Annotated in this window: 23 protein-coding genes and 3 pseudogenes; 15 read left to right on the top strand and 11 right to left on the bottom strand. The window is 61.7% G+C overall.

The features are described 5' to 3' along the window. Nucleotides 1–112: 112 nt before the first annotated feature. Nucleotides 113–352 carry a hypothetical protein gene (locus AC0C6X_RS24655; RefSeq protein ID WP_472955724.1) on the top strand — a complete coding sequence of 80 codons (240 nt, stop codon included), beginning with the start codon at nucleotides 113–115 and terminating at the stop codon, nucleotides 350–352. Nucleotides 353–372: 20 nt separating this feature from the next. On the opposite strand, the gene AC0C6X_RS24650 is transcribed toward AC0C6X_RS24655, so the two are convergent. Next, on the bottom strand, nucleotides 373–1449 hold the full coding sequence (locus AC0C6X_RS24650; RefSeq protein ID WP_472955721.1) for a PAS domain S-box protein: 1077 nt from the start codon (nucleotides 1447–1449) through the stop codon (nucleotides 373–375). A 504-nt stretch (nucleotides 1450–1953) separates the two neighbouring features. Between AC0C6X_RS24650 and AC0C6X_RS24645 the strand changes: the two genes are divergently transcribed. Further along, nucleotides 1954–2241: a hypothetical protein gene (locus AC0C6X_RS24645; protein ID WP_247960013.1), complete on the top strand. Its 288-nt coding sequence runs from the start codon at nucleotides 1954–1956 to the stop codon at nucleotides 2239–2241. Nucleotides 2242–2353: 112 nt separating this feature from the next. On the opposite strand, the gene AC0C6X_RS24640 is transcribed toward AC0C6X_RS24645, so the two are convergent. Continuing rightward, nucleotides 2354–3112, bottom strand: a complete 759-nt coding sequence (locus AC0C6X_RS24640; RefSeq protein WP_472955719.1) for a DUF1236 domain-containing protein — start codon at nucleotides 3110–3112, stop codon at nucleotides 2354–2356. Nucleotides 3113–3455: 343 nt separating this feature from the next. Between AC0C6X_RS24640 and AC0C6X_RS24635 the strand changes: the two are divergent. The 5 genes and pseudogenes from AC0C6X_RS24635 (at nucleotide 3456) to AC0C6X_RS24615 (ending at nucleotide 7639) form a co-directional block, all read left to right on the top strand. Further along, nucleotides 3456–4221, top strand: a pseudogene (locus tag AC0C6X_RS24635) (alpha/beta hydrolase). A 198-nt stretch (nucleotides 4222–4419) separates the two neighbouring features. Then, entirely contained in the window at nucleotides 4420–5241 is an 822-nt protein-coding gene (locus AC0C6X_RS24630; RefSeq protein WP_173520012.1) for a chromate resistance protein ChrB domain-containing protein, read from the top strand. Then, complete coding sequence (gene chrA / locus AC0C6X_RS24625) at nucleotides 5234–6649, top strand: chromate efflux transporter (RefSeq protein ID WP_376741727.1); 1416 nt, start codon at nucleotides 5234–5236, stop codon at nucleotides 6647–6649. Before AC0C6X_RS24630 ends, chrA begins: the two co-directional genes overlap by 8 nt. Nucleotides 6650–6977: 328 nt before the next feature. Next, nucleotides 6978–7232, top strand: coding sequence for a type II toxin-antitoxin system Phd/YefM family antitoxin (locus AC0C6X_RS24620; protein ID WP_173520014.1), 255 nt, complete (start codon nucleotides 6978–6980; stop codon nucleotides 7230–7232). Further along, on the top strand, nucleotides 7232–7639 hold the full coding sequence (locus tag AC0C6X_RS24615; protein WP_472955716.1) for a PIN domain-containing protein: 408 nt from the start codon (nucleotides 7232–7234) through the stop codon (nucleotides 7637–7639). The genes AC0C6X_RS24620 and AC0C6X_RS24615 overlap by 1 nt, the downstream gene beginning before the upstream one ends. 283 nt (nucleotides 7640–7922) lie before the next feature. On the opposite strand, the gene AC0C6X_RS24610 is transcribed toward AC0C6X_RS24615, so the two are convergent. Beyond that, nucleotides 7923–8120, bottom strand: a complete 198-nt coding sequence (locus AC0C6X_RS24610; RefSeq protein WP_173520016.1) for a hypothetical protein — start codon at nucleotides 8118–8120, stop codon at nucleotides 7923–7925. 301 nt (nucleotides 8121–8421) lie between these two features. Between AC0C6X_RS24610 and AC0C6X_RS24605 the strand changes: the two genes are divergently transcribed. From AC0C6X_RS24605 to AC0C6X_RS24585, 5 genes are all read left to right on the top strand, one after another. Continuing rightward, complete coding sequence (locus AC0C6X_RS24605; protein ID WP_472955713.1) at nucleotides 8422–9354, top strand: LysR family transcriptional regulator; 933 nt, start codon at nucleotides 8422–8424, stop codon at nucleotides 9352–9354. Nucleotides 9355–9497: 143 nt separating this feature from the next. Next, nucleotides 9498–10211, top strand: a complete 714-nt coding sequence (locus tag AC0C6X_RS24600; protein WP_173520018.1) for an SDR family NAD(P)-dependent oxidoreductase — start codon at nucleotides 9498–9500, stop codon at nucleotides 10209–10211. A 128-nt stretch (nucleotides 10212–10339) separates the two neighbouring features. Next, the gene (locus tag AC0C6X_RS24595; RefSeq protein ID WP_173520019.1) at nucleotides 10340–10579 is read left to right on the top strand and encodes a tautomerase family protein; all 240 of its coding nucleotides are present in this window, start codon (nucleotides 10340–10342) and stop codon (nucleotides 10577–10579) included. A 224-nt stretch (nucleotides 10580–10803) separates the two neighbouring features. After that, nucleotides 10804–11544: a response regulator gene (locus tag AC0C6X_RS24590; protein WP_247960007.1), complete on the top strand. Its 741-nt coding sequence runs from the start codon at nucleotides 10804–10806 to the stop codon at nucleotides 11542–11544. Continuing rightward, complete coding sequence (locus AC0C6X_RS24585) at nucleotides 11541–12875, top strand: sensor histidine kinase (protein WP_472955710.1); 1335 nt, start codon at nucleotides 11541–11543, stop codon at nucleotides 12873–12875. The genes AC0C6X_RS24590 and AC0C6X_RS24585 overlap by 4 nt, the downstream gene beginning before the upstream one ends. A 278-nt stretch (nucleotides 12876–13153) precedes the next feature. Here AC0C6X_RS24585 and eglC read toward each other — a convergent pair whose 3' ends face one another. From eglC to AC0C6X_RS24570, 3 genes and pseudogenes are all read right to left on the bottom strand, one after another. Further along, nucleotides 13154–14551 carry an endo-1,3-1,4-beta-glycanase EglC gene (gene eglC, locus AC0C6X_RS24580; protein ID WP_173520022.1) on the bottom strand — a complete coding sequence of 466 codons (1398 nt, stop codon included), beginning with the start codon at nucleotides 14549–14551 and terminating at the stop codon, nucleotides 13154–13156. A gap of 772 nt (nucleotides 14552–15323) precedes the next feature. Next, the gene (locus tag AC0C6X_RS24575; protein ID WP_173520224.1) at nucleotides 15324–16763 is read right to left on the bottom strand and encodes an FAD-binding oxidoreductase; all 1440 of its coding nucleotides are present in this window, start codon (nucleotides 16761–16763) and stop codon (nucleotides 15324–15326) included. 162 nt (nucleotides 16764–16925) lie between these two features. Next, nucleotides 16926–17156 (bottom strand): annotated as a pseudogene (locus AC0C6X_RS24570) (IS1595 family transposase); the annotation flags it as partial. A 166-nt stretch (nucleotides 17157–17322) separates the two neighbouring features. On the opposite strand from AC0C6X_RS24570, the gene AC0C6X_RS24565 reads away from it, so the two are divergent. The 3 genes from AC0C6X_RS24565 (at nucleotide 17323) to AC0C6X_RS24555 (ending at nucleotide 22297) form a co-directional block, all read left to right on the top strand. Further along, nucleotides 17323–19194, top strand: a complete 1872-nt coding sequence (locus AC0C6X_RS24565; RefSeq protein WP_173520023.1) for a sigma-54-dependent Fis family transcriptional regulator — start codon at nucleotides 17323–17325, stop codon at nucleotides 19192–19194. A 162-nt stretch (nucleotides 19195–19356) separates the two neighbouring features. Next, nucleotides 19357–20430: a 2,3-butanediol dehydrogenase gene (locus tag AC0C6X_RS24560; protein WP_472955707.1), complete on the top strand. Its 1074-nt coding sequence runs from the start codon at nucleotides 19357–19359 to the stop codon at nucleotides 20428–20430. 67 nt (nucleotides 20431–20497) lie between these two features. After that, complete coding sequence (locus tag AC0C6X_RS24555) at nucleotides 20498–22297, top strand: NAD(P)-binding domain-containing protein (RefSeq protein WP_472955705.1); 1800 nt, start codon at nucleotides 20498–20500, stop codon at nucleotides 22295–22297. 208 nt (nucleotides 22298–22505) lie between these two features. Here AC0C6X_RS24555 and AC0C6X_RS24550 read toward each other — a convergent pair. The 5 genes and pseudogenes from AC0C6X_RS24550 to ugpA all read right to left on the bottom strand — a co-directional run bounded on the left by AC0C6X_RS24550 (nucleotide 22506) and on the right by ugpA (nucleotide 26116). Continuing rightward, nucleotides 22506–22798: pseudogene (locus AC0C6X_RS24550) on the bottom strand (type II toxin-antitoxin system RelE/ParE family toxin). Beyond that, complete coding sequence (locus AC0C6X_RS24545; RefSeq protein WP_173520026.1) at nucleotides 22795–23103, bottom strand: type II toxin-antitoxin system RelB/DinJ family antitoxin; 309 nt, start codon at nucleotides 23101–23103, stop codon at nucleotides 22795–22797. Before AC0C6X_RS24545 ends, AC0C6X_RS24550 begins: the two are co-directional and overlap by 4 nt. A 226-nt stretch (nucleotides 23104–23329) precedes the next feature. Then, a complete protein-coding gene (locus tag AC0C6X_RS24540; RefSeq protein ID WP_472955703.1) occupies nucleotides 23330–24379 on the bottom strand; it encodes a sn-glycerol-3-phosphate import ATP-binding protein UgpC in 1050 nt (349 codons plus the stop codon). Then, nucleotides 24379–25227: a sn-glycerol-3-phosphate ABC transporter permease UgpE gene (gene ugpE / locus AC0C6X_RS24535; RefSeq protein WP_472955700.1), complete on the bottom strand. Its 849-nt coding sequence runs from the start codon at nucleotides 25225–25227 to the stop codon at nucleotides 24379–24381. The genes AC0C6X_RS24540 and ugpE overlap by 1 nt, the downstream gene beginning before the upstream one ends. 7 nt (nucleotides 25228–25234) lie before the next feature. After that, nucleotides 25235–26116 carry a sn-glycerol-3-phosphate ABC transporter permease UgpA gene (gene ugpA, locus AC0C6X_RS24530; RefSeq protein WP_247960001.1) on the bottom strand — a complete coding sequence of 294 codons (882 nt, stop codon included), beginning with the start codon at nucleotides 26114–26116 and terminating at the stop codon, nucleotides 25235–25237. Nucleotides 26117–26196: the final 80 nt, after the last annotated feature.

Here is a 26196-nt window from a genome sequence, read left to right as displayed (position 1 = left end):
TTCCGGGCGGGAACAAAATGGACGTTGGAATACTTGGACGGTGACGCAGCCCACGGGTCGGCGTGGGTTGCAAACCGCCAATACCGACGTTGCTCGACACCAGGAGATCGAGATGGCACAGCACCAGCCCGCTTCCCATGGAAGCAAACCGTCTGCCTCTGTAAAACGAGGGCGCGCCAAGATCATCAATCCGTCGGAGGCCGTCTATTACGGGCATTACGACCTTACGGAATTCATTGCGAAATACGGTTTGACGCCTCTGGTCGCACGCGAGATTTTCGGTCGCGTCGGACCGGCGCGCAGTGATCTCGACAAATTCATGAACGAACGCCGCCAGCACCTCGCAGAGTGACTGCGCGAGCCGCAGAGCCGCTATGCCCCATCGGTCGGGCGCGGCTCGATGGCGGTCGGCTCCAGGAATCGATTCGCCGGTCCCGCCAATCGCCACCGGAGCATTCCGTCGCCGCAGACAATGTCCACGGTCGCGCTCAGCGCTTGCGCAACGCTGCGCCTCAGCACAACTGCGCCGAAACCGGCTTGCGGAAAGCTCGGGCTTTTGCTTCCCGGTGCGAGCCGCTCTTCCCATGTGATCGAGAAGCCTCGGATCGGCCCCCGTTCGGCGAGCGTCCATTGCACGGAAATCGCTCCGGTTCGCTCTTTCAGGACTCCATTGTGCAGCGAATTCAGTGCCAACTCGTGGACCGCCATGCCGAGGTTCTCGATTGCGATTGGCGCCAATGCAAGGGAGGGCCCGGCGAGTTCACAGGTATCGCCCGGATGAAACGGCGCCATTTGCGTCTCGACGAGACCACCGAGATCGACCCCCTTCCAGTCGGCCGACGCAATCAGGTCGTGGGAGGCTGACAGTGCCCAGATACGCTCCTCGAGCCGTTTTTGGAACGTTGCTGCATTGGATGCCTCACTGCCGCTCTGCCTGATCATCGCAAGGATGATGGCGTACTGGTTGCGAACCCGGTGGTTCACCTCACGCAGGAGAAGGCGAATGCGCCGTTCCTTCTCTTTGTTCGATGTAATGTCGCGGGCAGCCACCGACGCACCTACGATCTTGCCCACGCCGTTTCGAATGGGCGAGACTGTCAGCGACACGGGAACATAGCTTCCGTCCTTTCGCTGCCGTACCGTCTCGAACGGTTCGATCCGCTCTCCTCGTCCCACGCGATCGAGCAGCCTCCACTCCTCGTCGTGCAGATGCGGCGGGATGATGGTGAGGATCGATTGCTCCATCATCTCTTCGGCCATGTACCCGAACAGCCGCTCCGCGGCACCGTTCCAGGTGCGCACAGTGCCGTCCAGATCTTTGCTGATGATCGCATCGAAAGACGATTCCACGATCGCAGCCAACCTGGCCCGAAGGACATCGTTGGCGACTGCGTCCTCATCGAACGGGTGTGACGACATCGGATTGCTCGCTTCCGACCGGGCATTCATCTGCGGATTCGCATTGCCCGGCCCAGCTAGTACGTCCCAACTCTCAAAAATGTTCCGCGCAGCGGAAGCTCAATACCGCTTTCAGGAAGGACTTGAGCATCAGCGCGAGGTGCGATCTTCTATCGGTTTGCGCGTTTCGGCTGCCTTCTTCGGAGAGACCGAGCGATCCGCCTTGGAACGTCGGGCTGAGGCGTCCACGCCGATTTGTCCGCCCTTCTGCAATGACGCTTCGCGTTCCGGTTCATTACCATGGCCAGTCTTGCGTTGATTGTCCTGGCGGTTTGTCCGTTTGTCTCCGCGGGGCACGACCGTTCTCCTCTGGTTGAAGCCGTCAAACCGCCGTCGCGACCAAATGTTCCGCACGAACATTCGCGCCAACCGCGACCGAAAGATCACGGAACCTCTTCAGCCCGCAAAGGTTCAATTAAGGACACAAACCTGACGCGGAGAACACAGAGAGATCATCCTATGTCCCGGAAGATAAAGGTCGAGAAAGCTCAAAAAATGAACCTGATGCTGAGCCAGGCCGTCACTGCGATGCGCGTGAATGAGAGGTTGATGTGCCGGCTCTTGCGATGGGCGGCCTCTCATAGCCAGGATCCACACCGCTTCATCGAGAAGACGGTGGAAGAGGCGAGAAACGACCTGCAGCAGGCCGTCGACGACGGCAGTACCACCTCCGCAATCGCTGCGGGTGAGGCGCTCGAATATCTCGACGACCTCGCAGTCGAGATCAAGACGAAAGGCCGCAGAAAGCGCCAGCGTCAGGTCGACCGACCGGCGGCGCGCTGAGCGTCCGATTTTGAGGTCTAACACCCAAAGTTTAGAAGTCCCCGACAATTCAGGCCGCAACGGCGGCCAAAGAAACGGGCCGACTGGCAACCCAGCCGGCCCGATCGATCTGTCAGGCAATGATCACGACAACCTGCAGCGAAGACGGGTCAACGATGACGATCCGACCATCGGCAAGGACGAAGTAGAGGTAGCCTTCATATGCGGGAACGATCTGAACTATGCGACGCGGAAGCGGTTGCAGCTTGGCCTTGACGGTCCGAGGCACAACGACGCCGACCGAAACGTCGAAATCAACGTCAATGGGGCTAACGTTTTCTTCCTTGATGACCTGTGTGATTTCGGTCTTCTGTTCGACGGTCACATTGGTCGTGGACGCGTTGGACTTGCCTTGCCCAGACTGATTGGCTTCACCCTGTTGTGAGGGCTGCTCGTCGCCGCCCTGTCCGCTTCCCGATTTCTGAGTTTGGCTCGTATCGTTCTGTTGCGTGGTGCCGCCTTCCTCCTGAGTTTGGCCCTCGGCTGCAGCATCGGTCTTCTTTCGGTCGGTCTTCTGTTGTTCGGTGCTTTGACCTTGCTTTGTCTCGCCTTGGGTGTCGGGCGCTTTCTGTCCCGTTCCCATCTGCCCGCCATCCGAATCCTGTTGATCAGGTGACTGCGCCTCAGGCTGTGTGGAACCCTGAGTGTCGGGCTGTTGGCTCTGTTCCGTACCACCCTTCGGGCATTCGGTGCCCACAGGACACTCGGTCGATTGGCCCTGGGCGGGTTGCTCGGCTTGCCCTTGAGCGGGCTGTTCTGTCTGGGCAAAGGCCGGAATGCCCACGGTACCAAGGCTCAAGGCCAAGGCACTTTTGATAAGGATATTGGTCATTAGAACTCTCCAACTTGTTTATCCGCACTGCGGCCCAAACCATCGTGCTTTTCTAATGTTCCGGAGACTTCAGGCACTTCGCCAGTTTGCCGAGAACCATTTCATCCTCCGCGAGCCGCAATAGCGCCTGTAGATTGATGACGACCTTGAACGGTCAGCAACCGTATCGAAGGAAATTGGAAGCGGATCAGAGACAAGATCCGGAGCCGTTTTCGCAGGCCAATTGCCGCGATCTGAGCCCAGGGCGACGCAAGAAGGGATCGATCGCTTTTCCCCACATTGCGGTACATTTGCTGGCGGGGACCGACATAGCCGGGATACCTCACGGGACCAGATTGCGATCATCGCCTCACGAACCGCAAAGGAACGATCGCATGCGCCGCTCCCAACCATTGCTCTTGCATTTGCCACGAGCGTTGTCGCCTTCGCCGCCCAGGTTGCGGACATCAAGAACATCGTCATCGTGCACGGCGCCTTTGCCGACGGTTCGGGCTGATGGCAGGCCGGCGATATCCCGGCGCGGCGCGGTTTCAACGTAACGGTGGTGCAGGAACCGCTGACCTCGCTTGCGGCCGACATCGAGGCTGCGAACCGTGTTCTGGACCTGCAGGACGGACCGACCTTGCTCGTCGGGCACAGCTAGGGCGGCATGGTGATCAGCGAAGCCGGCCATCACCGGAAGGTCGAAGGATTGGTCTACGTCGCCGCCTTCCAGCCTGACAAGGGCGAGGATTTGGCAACGCTTGCCGGTTCGAAGCCGCAGGCGGCAATGAGTATCAAGGAAACCGCCGACGGCAAATGCGTCTATCTCGACCCGGCGGCGTTTGCTGCTGATTTCGCCGCCGACCTCCTTAGCAGCGAAGTCGCAAGTCTTTGCCGCAAAGGAAGTTTTCACGGCCGGGGCGGGCGATCCCCCCTGGAGGACGAAAAAGGGCTGGGCGATCGTGGCAACCGAAGATCGCGCCATCAATCCGGACCTTGAGAGAAGCATGGCCAAGCGAGCCGGCAGCAAGGCAAGCGAAATCAAGGCGAGCCACGCCGTCTTTGCCTCGCAACCGGAAAAGGTTGCCGAGATTATCGAGACCGCAGCCAAGGATGCCGGCAAATAGCCCGAACACGGCGAGCATCCGCGTCCTGAGTGCAGCGCCCTTGCGCACTCAGGACGGTGGACTGGCCCTTGCGTTCTCAATCGTCGACTTGACAGTCGGTTCAAAGAGCGGAAAACTTGATACATGGGGGTGCGATCACCCCATGAGGCGCCAGCTGAAGAATCGCGTCCATTCAACCGCTCATCCGGAGGACGCGTCATGTCGTCATTTCTCGAAATATCCTCGGAAAAACTCTCCCGCCTCATCGGCACGCCGAACTGCCCGGCACTGATCGATGTCAGGATCGACGAAGACTTCGATGCCGATCCACGCCTCATCCCAGGTTCCCACCGGCGTGACTATCGCCGGGTGCAGGACTGGATGAAGGATGTCGACAGAACAGCGGCAATCATCATCTGCCAGCAGGGCAAGAAGCTGAGCCATGGCGTTGCAGCCTGGCTTCGACATGCCGGCATTGCTGCCGACGTGCTCGAAGGCGGTTTCGAGGCCTGGGCGGAGGGCGGCCATCCGGCCGTGCCGGCTTCTGCTATCCCCGAACGGGACACCAATGGACGAACCGTCTGGGTGACACGGGCGCGACCGAAGATCGACCGTATCGCCTGTCCCTGGCTGATCCGCCGCTTCGTCGACCCGATGGCGGTGTTCCTGTATGTCGCCCCATCCGAGGTCGAGTTGGTCGGCGAGCGCTTCGGCGCCACGCCCTTCGATATCGATGCCCCGATCCGCTGGAGCCACCGCGGCGAGCTCTGCACCTTCGACGTCATGGTAGAGCAATTCGGCCTGGCAACCGCCCCGCTGCTGCGGCTCGCGACCATCGTGCGCGGGGCCGACACCGCCCGTCTCGAGCTTGCGCCCGAGGCACCTGGTCTGCTGGCCGCCTCTCTCGGTCTTTCGCGCATGTATGCTGACGACCTGGAGCAACTGGAAGCAGGGATGCTGCTCTACGACGCCTTCTATCGCTGGTGCCGGGACGCGACCAACGAGACGCACAACTGGCCCTCGCCGAAGAAGGATCTCTGAGATGACCGATATCGCTGACAAGGCCGCGCCCGACGTGGCGCGGCAAGGGCAGAGCCACGGCATTTCGTTTAGCGAAGCGGTGCGGGTATGGGCGCGCATCGCGGCGCTGAGCTTCGGGGGCCCGGCCGGACAGATCGCGGTGATGCACCGCATCCTCGTTGATGAGAAGCGCTGGATCGGCGAGCATCGCTTCCTGCATGCGCTGAACTACTGCATGCTGCTGCCTGGACCCGAGGCGCAGCAGCTTGCCGTCTATATCGGCTGGCTCCTGCACCGCACCGCCGGCGGCCTCATTGCCGGCCTTCTCTTCGTGCTTCCTGGTTTCCTGGCGATCCTGGGCTTGAGCTACATCTACACCGCCTTCGGTAATGTCACCGTCGTCGAAGGGCTGTTCTTCGGCCTCAAGGCCGCCGTGCTCGCGGTGGTTTTCCAGGCCGTCTTCCGCATTGGCGGCCGGGCCCTCAAGAACCGGATGATGGTCGGCATCGCGGCAGTCGCCTTCATCGCCATTTTCTTGTTTCGCGTTCCCTTCCCCCTGATCATCCTTGCAGCCGGTGTGCTTGGCTATGTCGGGGCGCGCGTCGGCTCGCCGCTTTTTCGCATCGGCGGCGGACACAAGGGTGGCACGGGCACATTTCTGAGAGACGAGGACTCCGCGCTCGGCGAGGAAATCCCCGTTCACGCACGCCCCAATCTTGCATGGTCGCTTCGGATCTCCGGCGTCCTGCTTGCGTTGTGGCTCTTGCCGTTGGCGCTCATCGTCATCGTCCTCGGCCGGGAGAGCGTCTTCAGCCAGATCGGCCTGTTCTTCAGCCAGATGGCGGTCGTCACCTTTGGCGGCGCCTATGCCGTGCTCGCCTATGTCGCCCAGGAGGCGGTCCAGCACTACGGCTGGCTAAGGCCCAGCGAGATGCTCGACGGTCTCGGCATGGCCGAGACGACGCCTGGGCCGCTGATCATGGTGGTGCAGTTCGTGGGCTTCATGGGCGCCTACCGTGATCCGGGTGGGCTCCATCCGATGGCGGCGGCGACACTGGGCGCGATGCTGACCACCTGGGTGACCTTCGTGCCCTGCTTCCTCTGGATCTTCCTCGGGGCGCCCTTCATCGAGCGGCTGCGGAACAACATCGCGCTCACAGGCGCCATGTCGGCGATCACCGCCGCCGTCGTCGGCGTGATCCTCAACCTTGCCGTCTGGTTCGGCCTGCACACGTTGTTTGCGGAGCTCGTGAGCTGGCAATTCGGGCCGTTCGCGCTCGACATACCGGTGCTACGGTCGCTGGTCATGCCATCGCTCCTGCTGACGGTTGCTGCCGGCACGGCGATCTTCCGCTTCAACGCCTCGGTCATCACGACGCTGCTTGCCTGCGCGTTTGCCGGCATGGGCTGGACGCTGGCAACCGCATGATTGCGGAGGCGACATCTCGTCTTGGTCTCGTCGCTTTGTGCAGAGGATTTGGCGGGTTATAGCTTTGGTAGGTCGTCGGGTTTGATGAGCCATTCGACGCTTCGCGCGACGCCCAGCCGCCTTCCGTGTCGATCTCGACCGACCCGAACCAACGGGGCTCGCACGCGCCCCCTGCCCCCGAGCGTCCATGGTGTCAGCCATCAGCAACAGCACGGGATCGCGCAACGCCGCTTCGTCCTCTCACCCTCGATCGGTAGAAAATTGCGCTTTCATCCGGTAGAGGGTGGGTGTATATAGCTAGACAGACTAGCTAGTTTGGAGCGCAATCATGGAATGGCAGTTGCAGGACGCCAAGAACCACTTTTCGAAAGTGGTGCAGAAGGCCCGACACGAGGGGCCGCAGATCGTCACGCTGCGTGGCGAGCGCGCGGCGGTGGTCCTGTCCGCCCATGACTATGACGCCCTGCGCGCCGGCCGACCGACGCTGGTCGACGATCTACTTGGCGGTCCCCCTTGGAATGATGAGCTTGCCGATGCGGTCGAGGCGCGCGCCAAGACACCAAGCCGCGACGTGGCCTTCTGATGTATCTGGTTGATTCCAACATCGTTTCGGAGGCGCGGCGCGGCACGCCGCAGGCGATTGCCTGGTTGCGCTCGGTCGATCCGCTCAGTATCCATCTGAGCGCGCTGACCCTCGGCGAAATCATGCGCGGTATTGCGGTGAAGCAGAAGTCGGATCCGAAGGCCGCTGCTCACCTCACCGAATGGCTGCGCAAGCTGCGCCACGACCACGGCGACCGCATCCTCCCGGTGACCGACCAGATCGCCGTCGAATGGGGCCGCATCGCCGCCATCCGGCCGCGTGGCGATATTGACGGGCTCCTCGCCGCGACCGCGATCGTCCACGACCTGATCCTCGTCACGCGCAACGTCAAGGATTTTGAAGACACGGACGCATCTGTGATCAATCCCTGGGAGACATCGGCGTGAGCGGCCCACCCACGAGCTTGGAACTGACAGAAGTCGATCTCTCCGACCAGCTGGTGTAACGGTCGACACAAGCCCCGGGTGGCACTGCACAGGAAGCGATGCCGCCCTGCCGGCGCACCTCGAGCGCCTCGCCGATGCCGATGCCGATGCGCAGCATGCTCAAGAGTTCGTGGCGTTCGGTTGGTCGAGATCGACACGAAGGCGCTCCGGTGTCGAACGAAGCAATGGCTCGTCGAACCCGACTGTGCACCAAAGCTACAACCCGTCAATCCTCTGCGCAGAGCTACTCGCCGTCGTAGACCGACTGCGGCAGGTGAAAGCCTTCCGGCAATTGCGATCCGTAGAAGCGCTCTTCCGGCGGAGATGGCGGAGGTTCGCGGTGTTTCACCGCAAAGGCGGCGAGCACGGCCTTGAGCTGTACCGGCCGATAATGTTCGACAAGACTTGGAGGTGGATCTTGCTCGTCCGTCTGTCGCGACATCAGGCCCTCCTGGAAACAGCTCGTTACGCACCGACAGTGCCAGCCAATCGATCTCGCTGCAACTATCCACCGACGCAGTCGCCCGTTTGTCAGTGCGACCATTGGACAATTGACCTCTGGCCACTCCGGGTTTCCTTTATGGCCCCGTGCGATGCCCGGGCTATCAATCTTCGCCGATTGATCACCAGCTCCTCGGAACGTGGCCCCGACCCCGCAAGAGGAAGATGCCCGCCCCTTTACTTCTGCCAAGCCGCGGGTGAATGCTTGCCAATAGGCAACCATCATCGCGAAAGTCGGCAGAATGGATCGTATCGACGCCATGAAAGTCTTCGTGACTGCTGTCGACGAAGGCAGCCTCGCAGCCGCGGCCCGACTGCTGAAGCGATCGCCGACGGCCGTCAGCCGCGCCCTGAACCTGCTTGAAGCCCATGTCGGGGTCGAGTTGCTGCATCGAACGACGCGATCGCTGAAGCTCAGCGAGGCCGGCCAGCGCTACGCGGCGGCCTGCCGGCGGGTGCTGATCGATCTCGAAGAGGCCGACATGCTCGCAGGTGGCGAACGTGCGGCCCCTCGCGGCACGCTGACGATTTCCGCGCCACCGATCGTTGGCGAAGAGGTCCTGCGTCCGATCCTCGACGACTTCCTCAACCTCCACCAGGCGGTATCAGCCAGGCTTCTCTTGCTCGACCGCTTCGTGAACCTCGTCGACGAGGGTGTCGATATTGCGCTCCGCATCGGCCATCTCGCCGACTCGTCGCTGATTTCGACACGGATCGGCGGCGATGTCCGGCGCGTGGTCGTCGCCTCGCCCCGCTATCTTGCCAACCATCCGCGGATCGGCGAGCCGGCCGATCTCGCCAAACACCAGATCGTCGCCTTCACCAACTTCGGCCTCGATTCCTGGACATTCACGCCGGCCGAAGGCTCGTTGATCCCACGCACGGTGCAGTTCACACCGCGGTGCATCGTCAACAGTGTGCGTGCCGCGCTCGACTTTGCCGCTGCGGGTACTGGCCTGACCCGGCTCTACTCCTATCATGTCGCGCGCTATGTCAGCGATGGGCGGCTGAAAATCGTGCTGGCTGACGCCGAGCATCCGCCGATGCCGGTTCACCTTCTTGCGCCACAGGGCCGCATGTCGGTGCCGAAGGTTCGCGCCTTTACCGATTTCGCGTTACCGCGTCTCAGGACCGAGTTCTCACGAATGGCAACAGAAGCCGGCAAGCTCGACTAACTATGCCGATTTTGGGTTGACTGACTGTCGAATGGCGCCAATTCTCCCACTCATCGGATGGGTCTAAATCTGATTGCACCAACGCCGAGGGCGAAGGACGGGCCGGACCAAGCGCCCGTTGCAGTCGAAGAAGGATCACATCCATGAGCAATGAGCAGAAGGTCGCCGTCATCACTGGTGCATCGCAGGGCATCGGCGCCGCCCTGGTTCAGGCTTACCGCGATCGCAACTACCGGGTCGTCGCCACGTCCCGTTCCATCCAGGGAAGTTCGGACGCTGGCATTCTCAGCGTTGCCGGCGATATCAGCGAGCCGGAGACCGCCGAGCGGGTGGTTCATCTGGGCTTGGAACGCTTCGGCCGTATCGATACGCTGGTCAACAATGCCGGCGTCTTCACCGCCAAGCCGTTCACCGAATTCACCCAGGAAGACTATGATCTGAACATGGGCGTCAACGTCGCCGGCTTCTTCCACATCACCCAACACGCGGCCCGCGAGATGCTGAAGCAGGGCTCCGGTCACATCGTCAGCATCACGACCAGCCTCGTGAACCAGCCGATTGCTGGCGTCCCGGCAGCGCTTGCATCTATCACGAAGGGTGGGCTGAATTCCGTGACCCAGGCGCTCGCCATTGAGTTTGCCAAGACCGGCGTTCGCGTCAATGCCGTCTCGCCGGGCATCATCAAGACCCCGATGCACGCGCCGGAAACGCACGCGGCCCTCTCGACATTGCATCCCGTCGGCCGCATGGGCGAAATTCGCGACATCGTCGACGCCGTCCTCTACCTGGAGGGCGCCGGCTTCGTCACCGGTGAGATCCTGCATGTGGATGGCGGACAGAACGCCGGACGCTGGTAGGCAACTCTCAGGCGTGAGGGGAGCGGCTGTCGGCCCAATCCTGGTCGCTCCTCCGCCTTCCCACCCATTGCACAAGGGTGCGGCCCCTGATGGCGCTATCACCTCCCAGATTTGAAGAGGAAACGACAATGCCGATCGTTACAGTTCAGGTGACCCGAGAAGGCACCACTGCGGACCGCAAGGCGGTCACGGCCGAGGAAAAGGCCGAAATCATCAAGGGCGTGAGCCAGGTGCTGCTCGACGTGCTCAACAAGCCGTTGGAATCGACCTACGTGCTCATCGAGGAAGTCGAACTCGACAATTGGGGCTGGGGCGGCCTGCCGACCGCGCAATATCGCGCTCAGCGGGCGGTCGAGGCAAAGGCCTGACACCTCCGACCAGACGTCTCTGCTACCCGCCGCTCGAAAGCAAGCGGCGGGTTTCGTTTGCGAAATTGTGTCGAAATGTATCCGGAGGTGCTTGCATTACATTCTCATGCAAGTCTGGATGTTGCGAACACACCGAGGACATATCCCAGGCGCCAATCAGGCTGAGCAGGCCGGATGATGCCGCAAGGACGCGACGACTGAACCGGATATGAGGAGCTTGCTCGATGGAGCATATCGACCATGTATTGATTGTCGATGACGACCGTGAAATCCGGGAACTCGTGTCTAGTTATCTCAAGAAGAACGGGCTGCGCGCAACGGCCGTCGCCGACGGGCGGCAGATGCGCAGCTTCCTCGAAGGAGATACCGTGGATCTCATCGTGCTCGACGTGATGATGCCGGGCGACGATGGGCTCGTGCTCAGCCGCGAGCTGCGCGCCAGCAAGCACAAGGCAATCCCGATCATCATGCTGACGGCCCGCAACGACGAGATGGACCGTATCCTCGGCCTCGAGATGGGCGCGGACGATTATCTCTCCAAACCGTTCTCGGCGCGCGAACTGCTCGCGCGCATCAAGGCGGTGCTCCGACGCGCGCGCATGCTGCCGCCGAACCTGCAGATCTCGGAGGCCGGACAGTTGCTGCGATTCGGCCAGTGGAAACTCGATACGACCGCCCGGCACCTGATCGATGCGGAAGGCACGGTGGTCGCATTGAGCGGTGCCGAATATCGGTTGCTGAAGGTGTTCATCGACCATCCCCAACGCGTGCTCAACCGCGACCAGTTGCTCAATCTCACCCAGGGCCGCGAGGCCGAACTCTTCGACCGATCGATCGATCTGCTCGTCAGCCGGGTTCGCCAGCGGCTGGGCGACGATGCACGCGAACCGACCTACATCAAGACGGTGCGCAGCGAAGGTTATGTCTTCTCGGTGCCGATCGAAATCATGGAGGCGCGGGAATGACGACGCGTGCCGAGCCAAAAGGTTTTCGACTGTGGCCGCGCACGCTCAGGGCGCGGCTCTTCGTTATCCTTCTGGCCGGCCTCATCATCGCGCATGTCATGTCGTTCACCGTCCTGTTCTTCGAGCGCTATATGGCCGCCAGGTCGGTCATGTTCGATACGCTCGAAAACGACATTGCGACGTCGATCGCCATCCTCGATCGCCTGCCCGCGCCCGAGCGAGCCTCGTGGCTTACGCGCCTGGCCCGCGACAATTACGGCTTCGTTCTCGGACCCGGCATTCCCGGCAATCCGTCGCTCGATCCGGCCGCCATGGAGATCGCGTCAAAAATCGAGCGGGCGACGGGCCATCGATTTCCGGTCAAGGTGGAAACGATCCCGGGCGACCGCCGCCATCTGCAGGCGCATCTGACGCTGAGCGACGGCTCGCCGCTGACGATCGACGTCTTTCCCAAGGGGGTCATGCCCTTGGCCGATTGGCTGCCCTTCGTGCTCGTGGCCCAGCTCGCACTTCTGCTCCTGTGCGCCTGGTTCGCCATGCGTCAGGCGGTGCGCCCGCTCGTCAATCTTGCCGCGGCTGCCGATACGCTCGATCCGAACCGGAACACGCCGCGCCTCAGCGAGACCGGACCTACGGAGGTTGCCTATGCGGCGACCGCGTTCAACGCCATGCGCGACCGGATCGCCCAGTATCTCGAAGAGCGGGTCCAGATCCTTGCCGCCATTTCCCACGATCTGCAGACGCCGATCACCCGCATGAAGCTACGCGCCGAGATGGCGGATGATTTCGCCGACCGGGAGAAGCTGATCCAGGATCTGGGCCAGATCGAAAGCCTGGTTAAGGAAGGCGTCGCCTATGCGCGCAGCGCCCATAGCAACGTCGAAAAGGCGACACGCATCGACCTTGCCTCCTTCGTCGAAAGCCTCGTCTATGATTATCAGGACACCGGCAAGGTCGTTGCCATCAGCGCTGTCGATCGCGGCGCGATCATCACCCGGCCGCAGGCTCTCAGACGTATCCTCACCAACCTGATCGACAATGCGCTCAAGTTCGGCGGCAGCGCCGAGATCGAGGCCAGCCAGCTTTCTGACGACGCGGTGATAATCAAGGTGCTCGACCGCGGGCCCGGCATTCCCGATGATCAACTGGATGCCGTACTCAAACCCTTCGTCCGGCTGGAGGATTCCCGCAATCGCGATACCGGCGGTACCGGCCTCGGTCTTGCCATCGCCCAGCAGCTCGCGGCCTCGATCAACGCCTCGCTGACCCTCAAGAACCGCGACGGCGGTGGATTGATCGCAGAGCTCGCCATTCGTCATCATCGGGCATGAGACATAACAAGGCGCGGCTATTTCGCATGCCTGTGCCTCGCCGCTTCAATACAACCGATCCTCCAGTATCCGGCTTTGTGGTTCCGCACCTGCGTTGTTTCGGTCGGCACGCAGGACGTCTGAAGCCCGTTACAGATGCTTGCCAAGGATGGTCGTCTTATCGGCGCAGATCTTGCGCATGGTGCGGAATCGCGCACGTTGCCCACTGACGGCGACTGATCTCTTTCTTCGAAGGTTTGGCAGGGCCGGCCGCGGAAGCGGCCGCCCCCGTTGTCTGCCTAGATATCCCAATCGGAGTTCAGCGAGTACGCCTCGATGGAGTCGATCTTCATCTCCGATCCGTCGGCAAAGTCGTCATTGGGCGTGTCCGCCATGCCACCGACCGCGAGATTGACGACCATATACATTGGCTCGTGCATATCTGCGGGCGTGTCGGCGCGGGCGATCTCGGTATCGTCGAAGTACCAGACGATCTCGTCTTTCGTCCAAAGCACGCCGTAGTCGTGAAACCCATCGGTATCGGCAACCTGCACTCCGTCTCGGGTCATTGTGTGTTCGCCGCTTTCATTGGAATGGGCGGTGGTGATCACGGTATTCGTGTCCTGCCCGCGCATTTCGACGACGTCGAGTTCCGGCGGCCAGGAGCCGTCGGCGGGCAGCAGCCAGAAAGCGGGCCAGGCTCCCTGATCATCCGGCATGTCGGCCCGCATCTCGAAGTAGCCGTAGGTCTGGGCGAAGGAGGAGTACGTCGTCAGCATGCCCGATGTATAGTCATAGCCACCGATTTCGGCCTGGATCTCCTCCGAGGCACGCTCTGCGGTGATCGTCAGCACGCCTTCCTCGACCGAAAACGGGTTGGCGGAAGCGGTCGGTTCGTAGCTCGGATTGACGTACCACTGCAGTTCACCGTTTTCGACGAGCGTTGCTCCCTCTTCCGGCGCCCACCAGTATTTCGTGTCCCAGACACCGCCTGTGTCGTTTCGAAGTTGAAGCGTGTCGAAGTCGTCCGAGAAAGTCTGCGTCAGGGACGACCGATCCAGGCTCAACTGGAACTGGCTCTCGTGCAGCTGATCGGCTGTCGTATCGGAAAAGACCAGGCTTTCGCCATCGGTCAGATGAAGGCGGAGATCCTCCCCCTCCTGGGCAGAATTGGCCAGGACCTGGTCGAACGAGGTAATTCCATAACCGTCGAGGCGGACAGTGTCGTTGGAGCTGAAATCGGCAATGAGGTCGCTGCCATTGCCGTGCCCGAACACGAAGGTATCGGCGCCACCGGCACCGAACAGCACGTCGTTACCGGCGCCTCCGTCGATGGTCTGGCTGCCCGAACCACCCCTGATGATGTTGTCGGCACTATTGCCGAACGCGTGCCGGCCGTCGCCGGTGACGGTCAGATTCTCGAAATTCTGCGGCAAGGTGTAGCTCATCCACGTATCGATCGTGTCTACGCCTTCGCCTTGGTCTTCATAGGCTCGGTTCGTCGATGAATAGAGATAGTAGACATCGTCGCCCGTGCCGCCGACCATCGTTACGTCGACGGAACTGTCGCCCCAGATGGAATCATTGCCCGGCGTGCCATAAAGGGTCGGTCCGGATCCGGTTGCGGAAAACCATGCCGTCGAACCTCCGCTGTAATAGACCGGCTGTCCTAGGGCGTTCATGGCAGTTCTGCTCATCGAGAAGTCTCCTGCTTCATTGCGTGCCCCTTCCCGACGAACACCCCTAGCATCTCTGACTGTGGCCTGTCGCCCACACCTCCAACTCTTTTGCCGCGACGCACTCCTCAACCTGCGATGCAGCAAGTGGCGCCGACCGACCGGATACGGCGCGGCGCCAAAGCGCTACCCCGTGTGGCCGGTCCCAGCCCAGGCGATCTTCTCAACCCGATGACCGGTCGAGGGACCGCTGCCGAGGCACCGCGGCCTCGTGCCCTGCCGCATATGAAGGCATAGCGCTGGTTTCCTGCCAAACAACTGCACCGAAGACGCGCACGTCCTCGGAGAGCCCGAAGAGGATTTCCTTATGCCGGATGGTGGCGGGCGCTCGTAGGCACCGACGCCGACCCCGATAACGGTGGCGCTTTCCATTACAGCCTTGTAATCACCCTGTTTGAAGGCGGCCGAACCTGGTGTCGCCTGGTAGCGACAAGCTCGCGCCGCAGAGTGTCGGGCCGGCGCGCCGAGATTGTGCAGTCCGATGCCGAGCGCGATGGTCGCAAGCGCAACCAGTCGGCCACCCCTGTCGTTGGGAGATCGACCTGATCGACAGGCAGATGCTTGATGCTTGCGACCGCATCCGCGCACTCGCCGAGCCATGACGACACGTATTTTGCCGACCTTAGGAAGCACACTCGGAGGATTGCCTATACACCGGGGCTGCTCGCAGGCCTCGATCTCAGCACCGCCCTCGCCGCCCTCGCCGGCCGCCCCTTGCTGGAGGCGATCACGTTCAGGCCGCGCCGCGTTCCTCGTTCGGCCGAACGTTCTGGTTCAGCCGGAAGAGGTTCTGCGGGTCGTAGCGCCGCTTGACCTCCACAAGTCGGCGGTAGTTGCCGCCATAGGCCGCCTCAACCCGGTCGACCTCGTCTTCCGGCATGAAATTGACGTAGGCTGTGCCAGCGGCATGGGGCTTGGCGGCCTCGAAGAGATGCCGCGCCCAATCGATGCAGGCCCGGTCCATCGCCGGATCGCGCCAGCGGGCGTGCACATTCATGACGAAATGCGAACCGCGCTGCGGGAAAGCAGTCTCCTCGACTGCGATGCGACCGGCGGCCCCGCCGACATGGCCGATGAATATCTCGCATTCCGGCCCCGGCAGTTGCCGGATGGCATCGAGCAGTAAGCCCGTGGTCTGATCGGAAAGCTCCAGGAAATCATGGCTCTTCCAGTAGTTGCGCGCGCCGGGGGCCAGCAATGGATCGAAGGCCTGCTGCCAGGCGACGAAGGGATGCGGCGCGACGACGTCGGCGATCGGCCTGCCGATCGCGCGAAGGCCGGCCGTCGCCTTCTCACCCGCCTCGAGATCGCCGCAATAGCACATCGCGAGCACGAGCACCTCCTTGCCGTGCCACTCGGCAGGAAGGAACGGCAGCGGTGGAGCCTGCCGCATCACCACCCAGCAGGTGAGTTCGTCCGGCGCGTTTTCAAGCGCCTGCCGGTACTGCTGGAGCACGTTTTGCGCATCGGCGAAGGGATGGACGACGAGCCCGGAGAGAACCTCCGGCCCGAGATCGTGCAGTTCGAATTCGAACGCCGTGACGACGCCGAAATTCCCGCCGCCGCCTCTTAAGCCCCAGAAGAGGTCGCGGTGCTCCGTCGGGCTGGCGCGCACCAGTTCGCCGTTCGCCGTGACCACATCGGCCGAAAGCAGGTTATCGATCGTCAAACCGAACTTGCGCGTGATCCATCCAAAGCCACCGCCGAGCGTCAGGCCGGCAATGCCGGTCGTGGAATTTATGCCGGTCGGCAGGGCGAGGCGGAATGCCTGCGTCTCCTTGTCGACATCGGCAAGCGTCGCTCCCGGCTCGACCCAGGCCCTCTTCGTAGTCGCATCGACACGTACCGATTTCATAGGCGTCAAGTCGATCATCAGGCCGCCGTCGCAGACCCCGTTCCCGGCAATGTTGTGACCACCGCCACGCACGGCGACGAGCAGGTGGTTTTCAGCCGCGAAGCGAACCGCATGGGCGACATCGGCAGCCCCGGCGCACTGCACGATCAGTCCGGGCCTGCGGTCGATCATGGCGTTCCAGATCGTCCGCGACTCATCATAGGTGGCGTCGGTCGCGTTTAGGACTCGACCGCGCAACCGTCCCGCCAGCACCTCGATCGCCGCGGCGCTGATCATTGTTACTCCCGCTTGCAGATTGGTGAGGCTCATATCGTCCATGATTCGCTCCTCCAACAGGAAGCATTGCCCCAGCGGCCAGCATTCTGCGCCTTTGCCGCGCACCCGGCAAGCGCGCCGGCGACCGCCATCCATAGCCCTTTGGGGTGCTGTCGGCCCAAATCGTCGATGCCGTGTTCCCCCCATCACGACCTTCCGGAGTTGAGGAAGCATTGTCGAATGCAGAGGCGTGTGCGTTGTCGCTGTGAACCGGAACCGGCAATCTCCGGTTGAACATTGATCCACCCAAGACCGGGCGCGTCGCTTGCCCATGTCCCGACCAGCGATCGCGATCGAACGTTTGTAGCCGCAGGCCCGGCAGACCCGACCATCGGGCGACACCATGCTTTCCAGCAATCTGCGGCAATGTACCTCGTCGCGGAAGCCCGCAACCATCTCCTCTCTCAACGACAATGCTGTCTTTGGTTGATAAGCCGCGTTGTTCGGCAGGCGCTATGCCCTCCTATGGAGAATGACGCACAATCTCGTCCGTTGCATCCTGAGAGATGTGCATTGTCGATACGCCGAGAGTGTGTCAGCTTCCCGTGTAGGAGGATGGTCGATGATAACGCCGCTATCGCATATACGTGAGATAGAGCGTGTAGCTTCGGGAGCCGCGAGCCCGCGCGATGCGCCCGTCGTCCAATCCTGGCTTCGCTGCCTCAACGATTACAAGCTGGATCCGACAATCGCGCAGGAAGCCTATATTGTTCCGGGATCGAAGCTGCGCGAGCATCGCGAGCAGGCAGAAGAGCTGATCCGCATCGGTCGCTCCGGCCTTGAAGGGCTGTTCAATCAAGTCGCCGAACAGAACTATGTCCTGTTGCTGTCCGATGCGCGCGGCGTCACGGTCGATTTCATGGGGGATCCGACCTTCGACAACCAGTTGCGCAAGGCGGGTCTCTATCTCGGTTCGGAATGGTCGGAGAGCCGCGCGGGCACCTGTGCCGTCGGGGCCTGCATCGTCTCCGGCGAACCGGTCATCATTCATCAGGACGATCATTTCGACGCCAGCCATATCGGATTGACCTGTACGGCAGCACCCGTCTTCGACACGCTTGGCGACCTCACCGCCGTGCTCGATATCTCCCAGCTCCGATCGCCTTCCGCCAAGGCGAGCCAGCAACTGGCGTTGCATCTGGTGTCCGCCACCGCCCGGCGGATCGAGCTCGCCAATCTCATGACCCGTACCCGCAATGACTGGGTCCTGCGGCTCGCTCGCTCCCCGGAATTCCTCGATGTCGACCCGGACGCCGCCATCGCACTGGATGGCAGCGGCCGCATCACCGGAATGACCCATGGCGGTTTTGGCGCACTCGCCCGCTCGATGAACATACGAAGCCTCAGAACGCGCGACTTCCTTGGCCTGCCCATCTCCGAGGTTTTCGATATCGACGTGGACGACCTGCCCAACTTCATGCGCGGCCGGCCGAACGGCGAGCGCCTGCTCCGGGCCAAGAGCGGCCTGGTCCTCTTCGCCAGCGCAATCGCGCCCGTCGTCAATGTTCGAGCGCCTGCCGTTCCGGAACCGCGGCTGCCCCGGGCTTTGCGCGACCTCAGCCACGGCGACGCGGCAATGGAACGGGTGCAGGCACGCGCGGCGAAGCTTGCCACTCGCCATATCCCGATCCTCATTCAGGGAGAAACGGGCAGCGGCAAGGAATATCTTGCGCGTGCGATCCACGACAGTTGCGGCGACAACGGCAATTTCGTCGCCGTCAATTGCGCGGCGATCCCGGAGCACCTCATCGAATCCGAACTTTTTGGCTATGCGCCCGGCGCGTTCACCGGCGCCAGCCAGAGGGGTAAGCGCGGCCTGATCGAGGACGCCGATGGCGGCACCCTGTTTCTCGACGAGATCGGCGACATGCCGCTTTCGCTGCAAAGCCGGCTATTGCGCGTGCTTTCGGAAAACGAGATCCAGCCGGTCGGCGCACTGAAGGCCCGCCCGATCCGCCTGCGCGTCGTCTCCGCCTCCCACCGCGACCTCGCAGAACTGGTGAAGGAAGGTCGGTTCCGGCAGGATCTCTATTATCGCCTGAACGCCGCGACGCTCTCGCTTCCCGCATTGCGGGAGCGCCAGGATCTCGGCTGGCTGATCGACCAGTTGCTCTCTCGCATCGAGAAGGAGAACAACGAGTCCTACCGGATCGACAAGGCCGCGCGGGCGGCATTGCTGGCGCATGAATGGCCGGGAAATCTGCGCGAGCTTTCCAACGTCCTGCGGGTGGCCGCGGCACTTTCCGAACGCGGCCTCATAGATGCCGAGTGCCTGCCGGAACAGCTCTTCTCCGCGTCCGTCTCTCCGCTACCTGGCGAAGACGACGCATTGCGTCAGGCGCTCAAAGACTGCGGCGACAACGTCTCGGCACTTGCAAGGAAACTCGGGGTCAACCGCTCAACGATCCACCGCCGTCTGAAGCGGCTCAACTGACGCAACGTCTGCAACACCTGTTGCAGAGCAACTGTTGCATTCCCTGAATGCCTTCGACGAAGAGCTTTTTAAGCCATTGATATCACGCCGCAAATAGGCGTCCCGTCGATTTGGCATGCCGCTTGCTGCGCCTCCTGTGCAAGAACAACAGGAGGAAACGAAATGAAAGCTCTGCGCTTTCACGCCGCCAGGGATTTACGCATCGATGAAGTCGAGGCCCCACCGGAGCCTGGGCCAGGTGAGGTGCTGGTGGAAAATCGGTTCTGCGGCATCTGCGGGACCGATCTGCATGAATATGCCTATGGTCCGATCTTCATCCCGAAGGAACCGCATCCCTTCACCGGCGCCCATGGGCCGCAGATTCTCGGTCATGAATTCGGCGGCGTGGTGAAGGCGGTCGGCGAAGGGATCAGCCATGTGAAGCCGGGCGACCGGGTCTCGATCCAGCCTTTGATCATGCCGCGCCGTGGCGACTACTATGCCGATCGCGACCTGTTTCACCTGAGCGCCGACCTCGCTCTTGCAGGGCTCTCCTGGCATTCCGGCGGGATGGCGCAAGCCGCCCTTCTCAACGACTACAACGTGCAGCCCATACCCGATGCCCTGTCAGACGAGGAGGCTGCGCTGATCGAACCGACCGCAGTCGCCGTTTATGCCTGCGACCGCGGTGGCGTCACTGCGGGAAACAGCGTGCTGGTCACCGGCGCGGGACCGATCGGCATTCTCGTCGCCATGGCCGCGCGAGCCTCCGGCGCATCGAAGATCTTCCTCTCCGACCTCAACGACACCCGGCTGGCGCTGGCAAAGGAGGCGCTTGGCGAAGTCCGCACGATCAACCCCAAAATGGAAAAGGTCAGCGACGTCGTGCAAGCCGAGACCGAGGGCGGCGTCGGTTGCGACGTCGCAATCGAATGCGTCGGCAACGAACATGCACTCAAGAACTGCGCAAGCGCCGTGCGCAAGCAGGGTGTCGTGGTACAGACCGGTCTTCATCCCGGCGAAAACCCGCTGAACTGGTTCGACGTGACCTTCAAGGACATCGATATCCGCGGTTCCTGGGCCTACCCGACCCATTACTGGCCGCGGGTCGCACGCCTGATCGCCAGCGGCCAGATACCGGCCCGCCGCATCGTCACCAAATATGTCTCGCTCGCCGAGGCCGTTTCGGCCGGGTTCGACCAGTTGCTCGACCCCGCCGGCACCCATCTGAAAATTCTGGTCGACCTCAAGCGCTAGGCCGATCCGCGTTGCGGGACGGTTGAGGAGCCGCCCCGTTTTCCATCGAAGAGCAGGAGGAGAAACAATGCTCGACAAGACCCCCACCACCCGCGTCCAGGCACTGCTTGATGCCTTTGGCGCCGCACTCGAAGCCGGCCGCATCGACGATGCGACCAGCCTCTTTGCCGAGGAATGCTACTGGCGCGATCTCGTCGCCTTCACCTGGAACATCAAGACCGTCGAGGGGCGCGATCAGGTACGCGACATGCTTCTTGCGCAGCTTGCCTCCGCAAAGCCCTCCAACTGGCGCGTCGCCGCCGGCGAGGAAGCGACAGAGGCGGATGGCGTACTCGAAAGCTGGATCTCGTTCGAGACGGCGACCGGGCGCGGCTATGGCCTCGTGCGCATCAAGAACGGCCTCATCTGGACGCTACTGACGGCACTGGCAGAACTCAAAGGTCACGAGGAGAAATCCGGCTTCACCCGCCCGCTCGGTGCCAAGCACGGCCAGAATGTCGGCGCGAAGACCTGGAAGGAGGAGCGCGAGCACGAGGAGCGCACGCTCGGTTATGAGACGCAGCCCTATGTCGTGATCATCGGCGGCGGACAGGGCGGCATTGCGCTGGGTGCCAGGCTTCGCCAACTGGGCGTGCCCACCATCATCCTCGAGAAAAACGATCGGCCGGGCGACAGCTGGCGCAAGCGCTACAAGTCGCTCTGCCTGCACGACCCGGTCTGGTACGATCACCTGCCCTACATCGATTTCCCGAAGAACTGGCCGGTCTTCGCGCCGAAGGACAAGATCGGCGACTGGCTGGAATTCTATACGAAGGTAATGGAGCTGAACTACTGGACGCGCTCCACCGCCAAGTCGGCGAAATGGGACGAAGCCACGAAGGAATGGACGATCGTGGTCGACCGCGACGGCGAGGAAGTGTTGCTGCGCCCGAAGCAGCTCGTCTTCGCAACCGGTATGTCCGGCAAGGCAAACATTCCGGACTTCAAGGGCCGCGAGCGCTTCAAGGGCGAGCAGCATCATTCCTCGCAGCATCCGGGGCCGGATGGCTACAAGGGCAAGAAGGTCGTCGTCATCGGCTCGAACAATTCGGCCCATGACATCTGCGCGGCCCTTTACGAAGCGGGCGTCGACGTCACGATGATCCAGCGCTCGACGACCCATATCGTCAAGTCCGACACGCTGATGGACATCGGCCTCGGCGCGCTCTACTCCGAACAGGCGCTGGCAAATGGCGTGACGACGGCCAAGGCGGATCTCATCTTCGCCTCGCTCCCCTACCGGATCATGCACGAGTTCCAGATCCCGCTTTACGACAAGATGCGCGAGCGCGATGCCGACTTCTATGCGGCGCTGGAGAAAGCCGGCTTCCAGCTCGATTGGGGCGCTGACGGCTCGGGTCTTTTCATGAAGTATCTGCGCCGCGGATCCGGCTACTATATCGATATCGGCGCTTCGCAGCTGATCATCGACGGCAAGGTGAAACTTGCCGCGGGACAGGTGGAAGAGATCACCGAAACCTCCGTAAAACTGTCTGACGGCAAGGAACTCCCGGCCGACGTCATCGTCTATGCGACGGGCTACGGCTCGATGAACGGCTGGGTCGCCGATCTCATAGACCAGGAAACCGCCGACAAGGTCGGCAAGGTCTGGGGGCTCGGCTCCGATACGCCGAAGGATCCCGGCCCCTGGGAGGGCGAGCAACGCAACATGTGGAAGCCGACGCAACAGGAGGCGCTGTGGTTCCACGGCGGCAACCTGCACCAGTCGCGCCACTACTCGCAGTATCTCTCGCTGCAACTGAAGGCGCGCTTGGAAGGTATTCACACACCGGTCTACGGCCTGCAAAGCGTTCATCACAAACGCTGATTGAAGCCAGACGACGAGAGGGCGGTTTGACCGCCCTCTCGTCGTGCCCGGCCGGGTCCATTGAAAAGAGGCTGGCAAATAACGACTCAGGTCCAGCTCGGTAGGGGCGGCGCCGTCAGAGGTTCGCCGGGGACGGATCGCATTCGACAATGCCAAGCTCTTGAAGGAAGTCGAACCGCGGGCCGCAAAGCATGCATTGATGTTGTGTCTACTCGTCGCCGAACTCGAAGGGCCAAATCTGGGCGCCATGCAAAATACGAAGAATGCGATTCGATCCACCATCAGCATGTAGGCTGCGATGTATGGTGTGCGTGGGATTACCAACTCCCGCGTTCCCTCTATTCGACCAGGTCGACCGCTTTCGGGAAAATCGAGGAGACGGCGAACGGCTCGCGCAATCTCCTCGTCGACGTGAACCGCCGCCTTCGGGTTCTCATTTTCAATGTAAGTGAAGATGGCATCGCGATCGTCAAGCGCATACTGCGCCCAGACAATCCTCATCGGCCGCCCGCTCCGGATTTACGCGCAGCCGCCATCCGACGCTCGCGGAATCGAGCCTCCGCGTCGCCATCCTCGAGATCGGGTCGCGTGTCTTCAAGAGCCTGCAACACCTTCGCGCGGAACCAGGCATCATGAGCGTCAGTGCCACCAACCAGTTCCAGTGGAAGCGAGCCTTCGTTTGCCGTTCGAGTTAAAAGGATTCGAACAGCATCCGAAACCGTCAGTCCCATATTCTGTAGGACAGCAGTAGCGCGGTCCCGAATATCGGGATCAATCCGAGTCTGTACGATTGCATTTGAAACCATCGCAAATCTCCTTCGGTTTCAGTGTAATGCAATTGCATGACAAACTTCAGTCCAGCCATACACGCCGAGCATTCCGGTCGATATATCATGCACTTCGGTCAGCTTTTCCAAACGTTCTTTTCTACGTGCGGTCCCCCTTGTGCCGCGGGCGCTTTGTAATTGGCGGTATTGCTAACCGTGTTTTTTTTGCAGCCCCACGGCCCTGAAGCGCACTCGAACTGGGGCCTCATCCAAACCGATGGCCGTTCGCATCGAACATGTGGAGAGCCTCTATGCTCGCCCCGACTTTCACCGCGTCGCCGATCGCGTTGCGGGCACGCCCGGAAACACGAAAGATCAGTTCACTGCCGTTTTCGAGCCTGCCGTGCAGCAGGCTTTCGGCTCCGACCAGTTCGATCCCGTCGACGCGAACCGTCGCCTCGAAGGCCGGAGCCGGACCATTGGCAAGTATCGGGGAAAGGTCCTCTGGACGGACGCCCAGCGTAAAGTCACCATTCGGACGCGCCACGTCAGGGGCGAGCGACCAGCCCGCCGACGCGTCCCTGCCGTGCAGCAGGTTCATGGAAGGCGAGCCGATGAAGGTGGCGACAAAGGTGGTCGCGGGCTTCTCGTAGAGCTCCAGCGGCGTGCCGACCTGTTCGATCCGGCCGGCGCTGACGACAACGAGCCGATCGGCGAGCGTCATCGCTTCCATCTGATCGTGTGTGACATAGACGCTCGTCGTCCCGAGGGAGCGCTGCAGCCGCTTGATCTCTATACGCATCTGCCCGCGCAGCTTCGCGTCGAGGTTTGACAGCGGCTCGTCAAAGAGAAAGGCCGCGGGTTGGCGAACGATGGCCCGTCCCATGGCAACCCGCTGGCGCTGGCCGCCCGAGAGCTGCCGCGGCTTCCGGTCGAGATAGGGTTCGATCTCCAGTGTCTTCGCCGCGGCGGCGATGCGCCGATCGATCTCGGCACTCGGTGTTTTCCGGTTCTTGAGACCATAGGCGAGGTTCTGTCGCACGGTCATATGCGGATAGAGCGCGTAATTCTGGAACACCATGGCGATGTCGCGTTCCGCCGGCTCGACATCGTTGACCTGGCGCCCGCCGATGAGGATATCGCCGCCCGTAATGCCTTCGAGGCCTGCGATCATGCGCAAAAGCGTGGACTTGCCACATCCCGACGGGCCGACCAGAACGACGAACTCGCCGTCGTCGATGTCGAGCGAAACGCCCTTGATCGCCTCCACCGTGCCGTAGGACTTGCGGACGTCTTTGAGGGTAATCTCAGCCATTACTTTTCTGTCTCCACAAGGCCTTTGACGAACCAGCGCTGCATCAGCACGACGACGAGAATGGGGGGAATGATCGCAAGGATTGCGGTCACCATGACATAATTCCAGGGGGTCGAAGCGTCGGTGAAATCGATCATCCGCCTGAGCCCGATGATGATCGTGTTCATTTTCGCATCGTTGGTCACGAGCAGCGGCCAGAGATATTGGGTCCAGCCATAGATGAAGAGAATGACGAAGAGCGCAGCAATGTTCGTTGCCGAGAGCGGCAGCAGGATGTCCCGCATGAAGCGGAACGGACCGGCATTGTCGATGCGTGCGGCCTCGACCAGTTCGCCCGGTATCGTCAGGAAGAACTGGCGAAAGAGGAAAGTCGCCGTGGCCGAAGCCATCAGAGGCAGCGTCAAACCCGCATAGGTGTCGATCAGGCCGAGGTCGACGATCACCTTGTAGGTCGGCAGGATACGCACCTCGACCGGAAGCATCAGGGTGATGAAGATCATCCAGAAGAACAGCATTTTCAGCGGGAAACGAAAGAAGACGATCGCGAAGGCCGACAGGAAGGAAATCACGATCTTGCCGACGGCAATCGCGATCGCCACGACCGTCGAATTGAACAGCAGCCGCTCGAGGCTGACGCCGACGACGCGCTCGACGCCGCCGCCGACCGCCTCCCTGTAGTTCGAGACGAGATGATCGCCGACCGCAAGCGACATGGGTGGCCGCACGATCTCGATCGAAGTGTGCGTGGAAGCGACGAAGGTGTAGTAGATCGGCAGCGCGACGATGATGATCCCGAGCACGAGCAGCAAGTGGCTGATCAGGGTGGAAATCGGACGATTCTCGATCATCGGCGTCTCACGAATAATGGACCCGCTTCTCGACGAAGCGGAACTGGAAGGCCGTCAGTGCGACGACGATGATCATCAGGATCACCGACTGGGCCGCCGAACTGCCGAGGTCGAGATTGACGAAACCGTCGTTGTAGACCTTGTAGACGAGCGTCTCGGTCGCCTTTGCCGGACCGCCGCCTGTTACCGCGTGGATGATGCCGAAGGTATCGAAGAAGGCGTAGACGGTGTTGACGACGAGAAGGAAGAAGGTCGTCGGCGCGAGAAGCGGAAAGACGATGGTCCAGAACCGCTTGGTGCCGCGCGCGCCGTCGATTGCCGCTGCCTCGATCAGCGATTTCGGGATCGCTTGCAGACCAGCGACGAAGAAGAGAAAATTGTAGCTGATCTGTTTCCACGCCGCCGCGACGATGACCAGCCACATCGCCTGGTTACCGTTGAGCAACGGATCCCAGACGAAGCCGTTCCGCCGCAAGATATAGGCGAAGGTTCCCATCGCCGGATTGAACATGAAAAGCCACAACATGCCGGCAACCGCCGGGGCGACCGCATAGGGCCAGATCAGGAGCGTGCGGTAGACGTTGCGCCCGCGCACCACACGGTCGGCCGAGGTCGACAGCAAAAGCGCGAGAGCCATCGACAACAGCGCAGTTGCGAGACTGAACACGACCGTCACCTGCAGCGAATGCAGGTAGTCCGGATTGGCGAGAATGGCCCGGAAATTGGCAAGGCCGACAAAACCGGACTTCAGGCCGAACGGATCCTCGCGCAACACCGACTGGTAGAGCGCCTGGCTTGCGGGCCAGAAGAAAAAGACGACCGTCAGGACGATCTGCGGCGCAAGCAGAAGATAGGGCAGCACCTTGTTGGGAAACACGACGGACTGCATGAAAACGACCCCTCCATGAATAACCAGTCCGCACCGCCTACAGCGTCGCGCGTCTTATCAGACGCGCTAAGGCCGCTGTA

Source organism: Ensifer sp. VA4, assembly GCF_055710065.1.
This window is presented reverse-complemented; position numbering and strand designations above follow the sequence as displayed.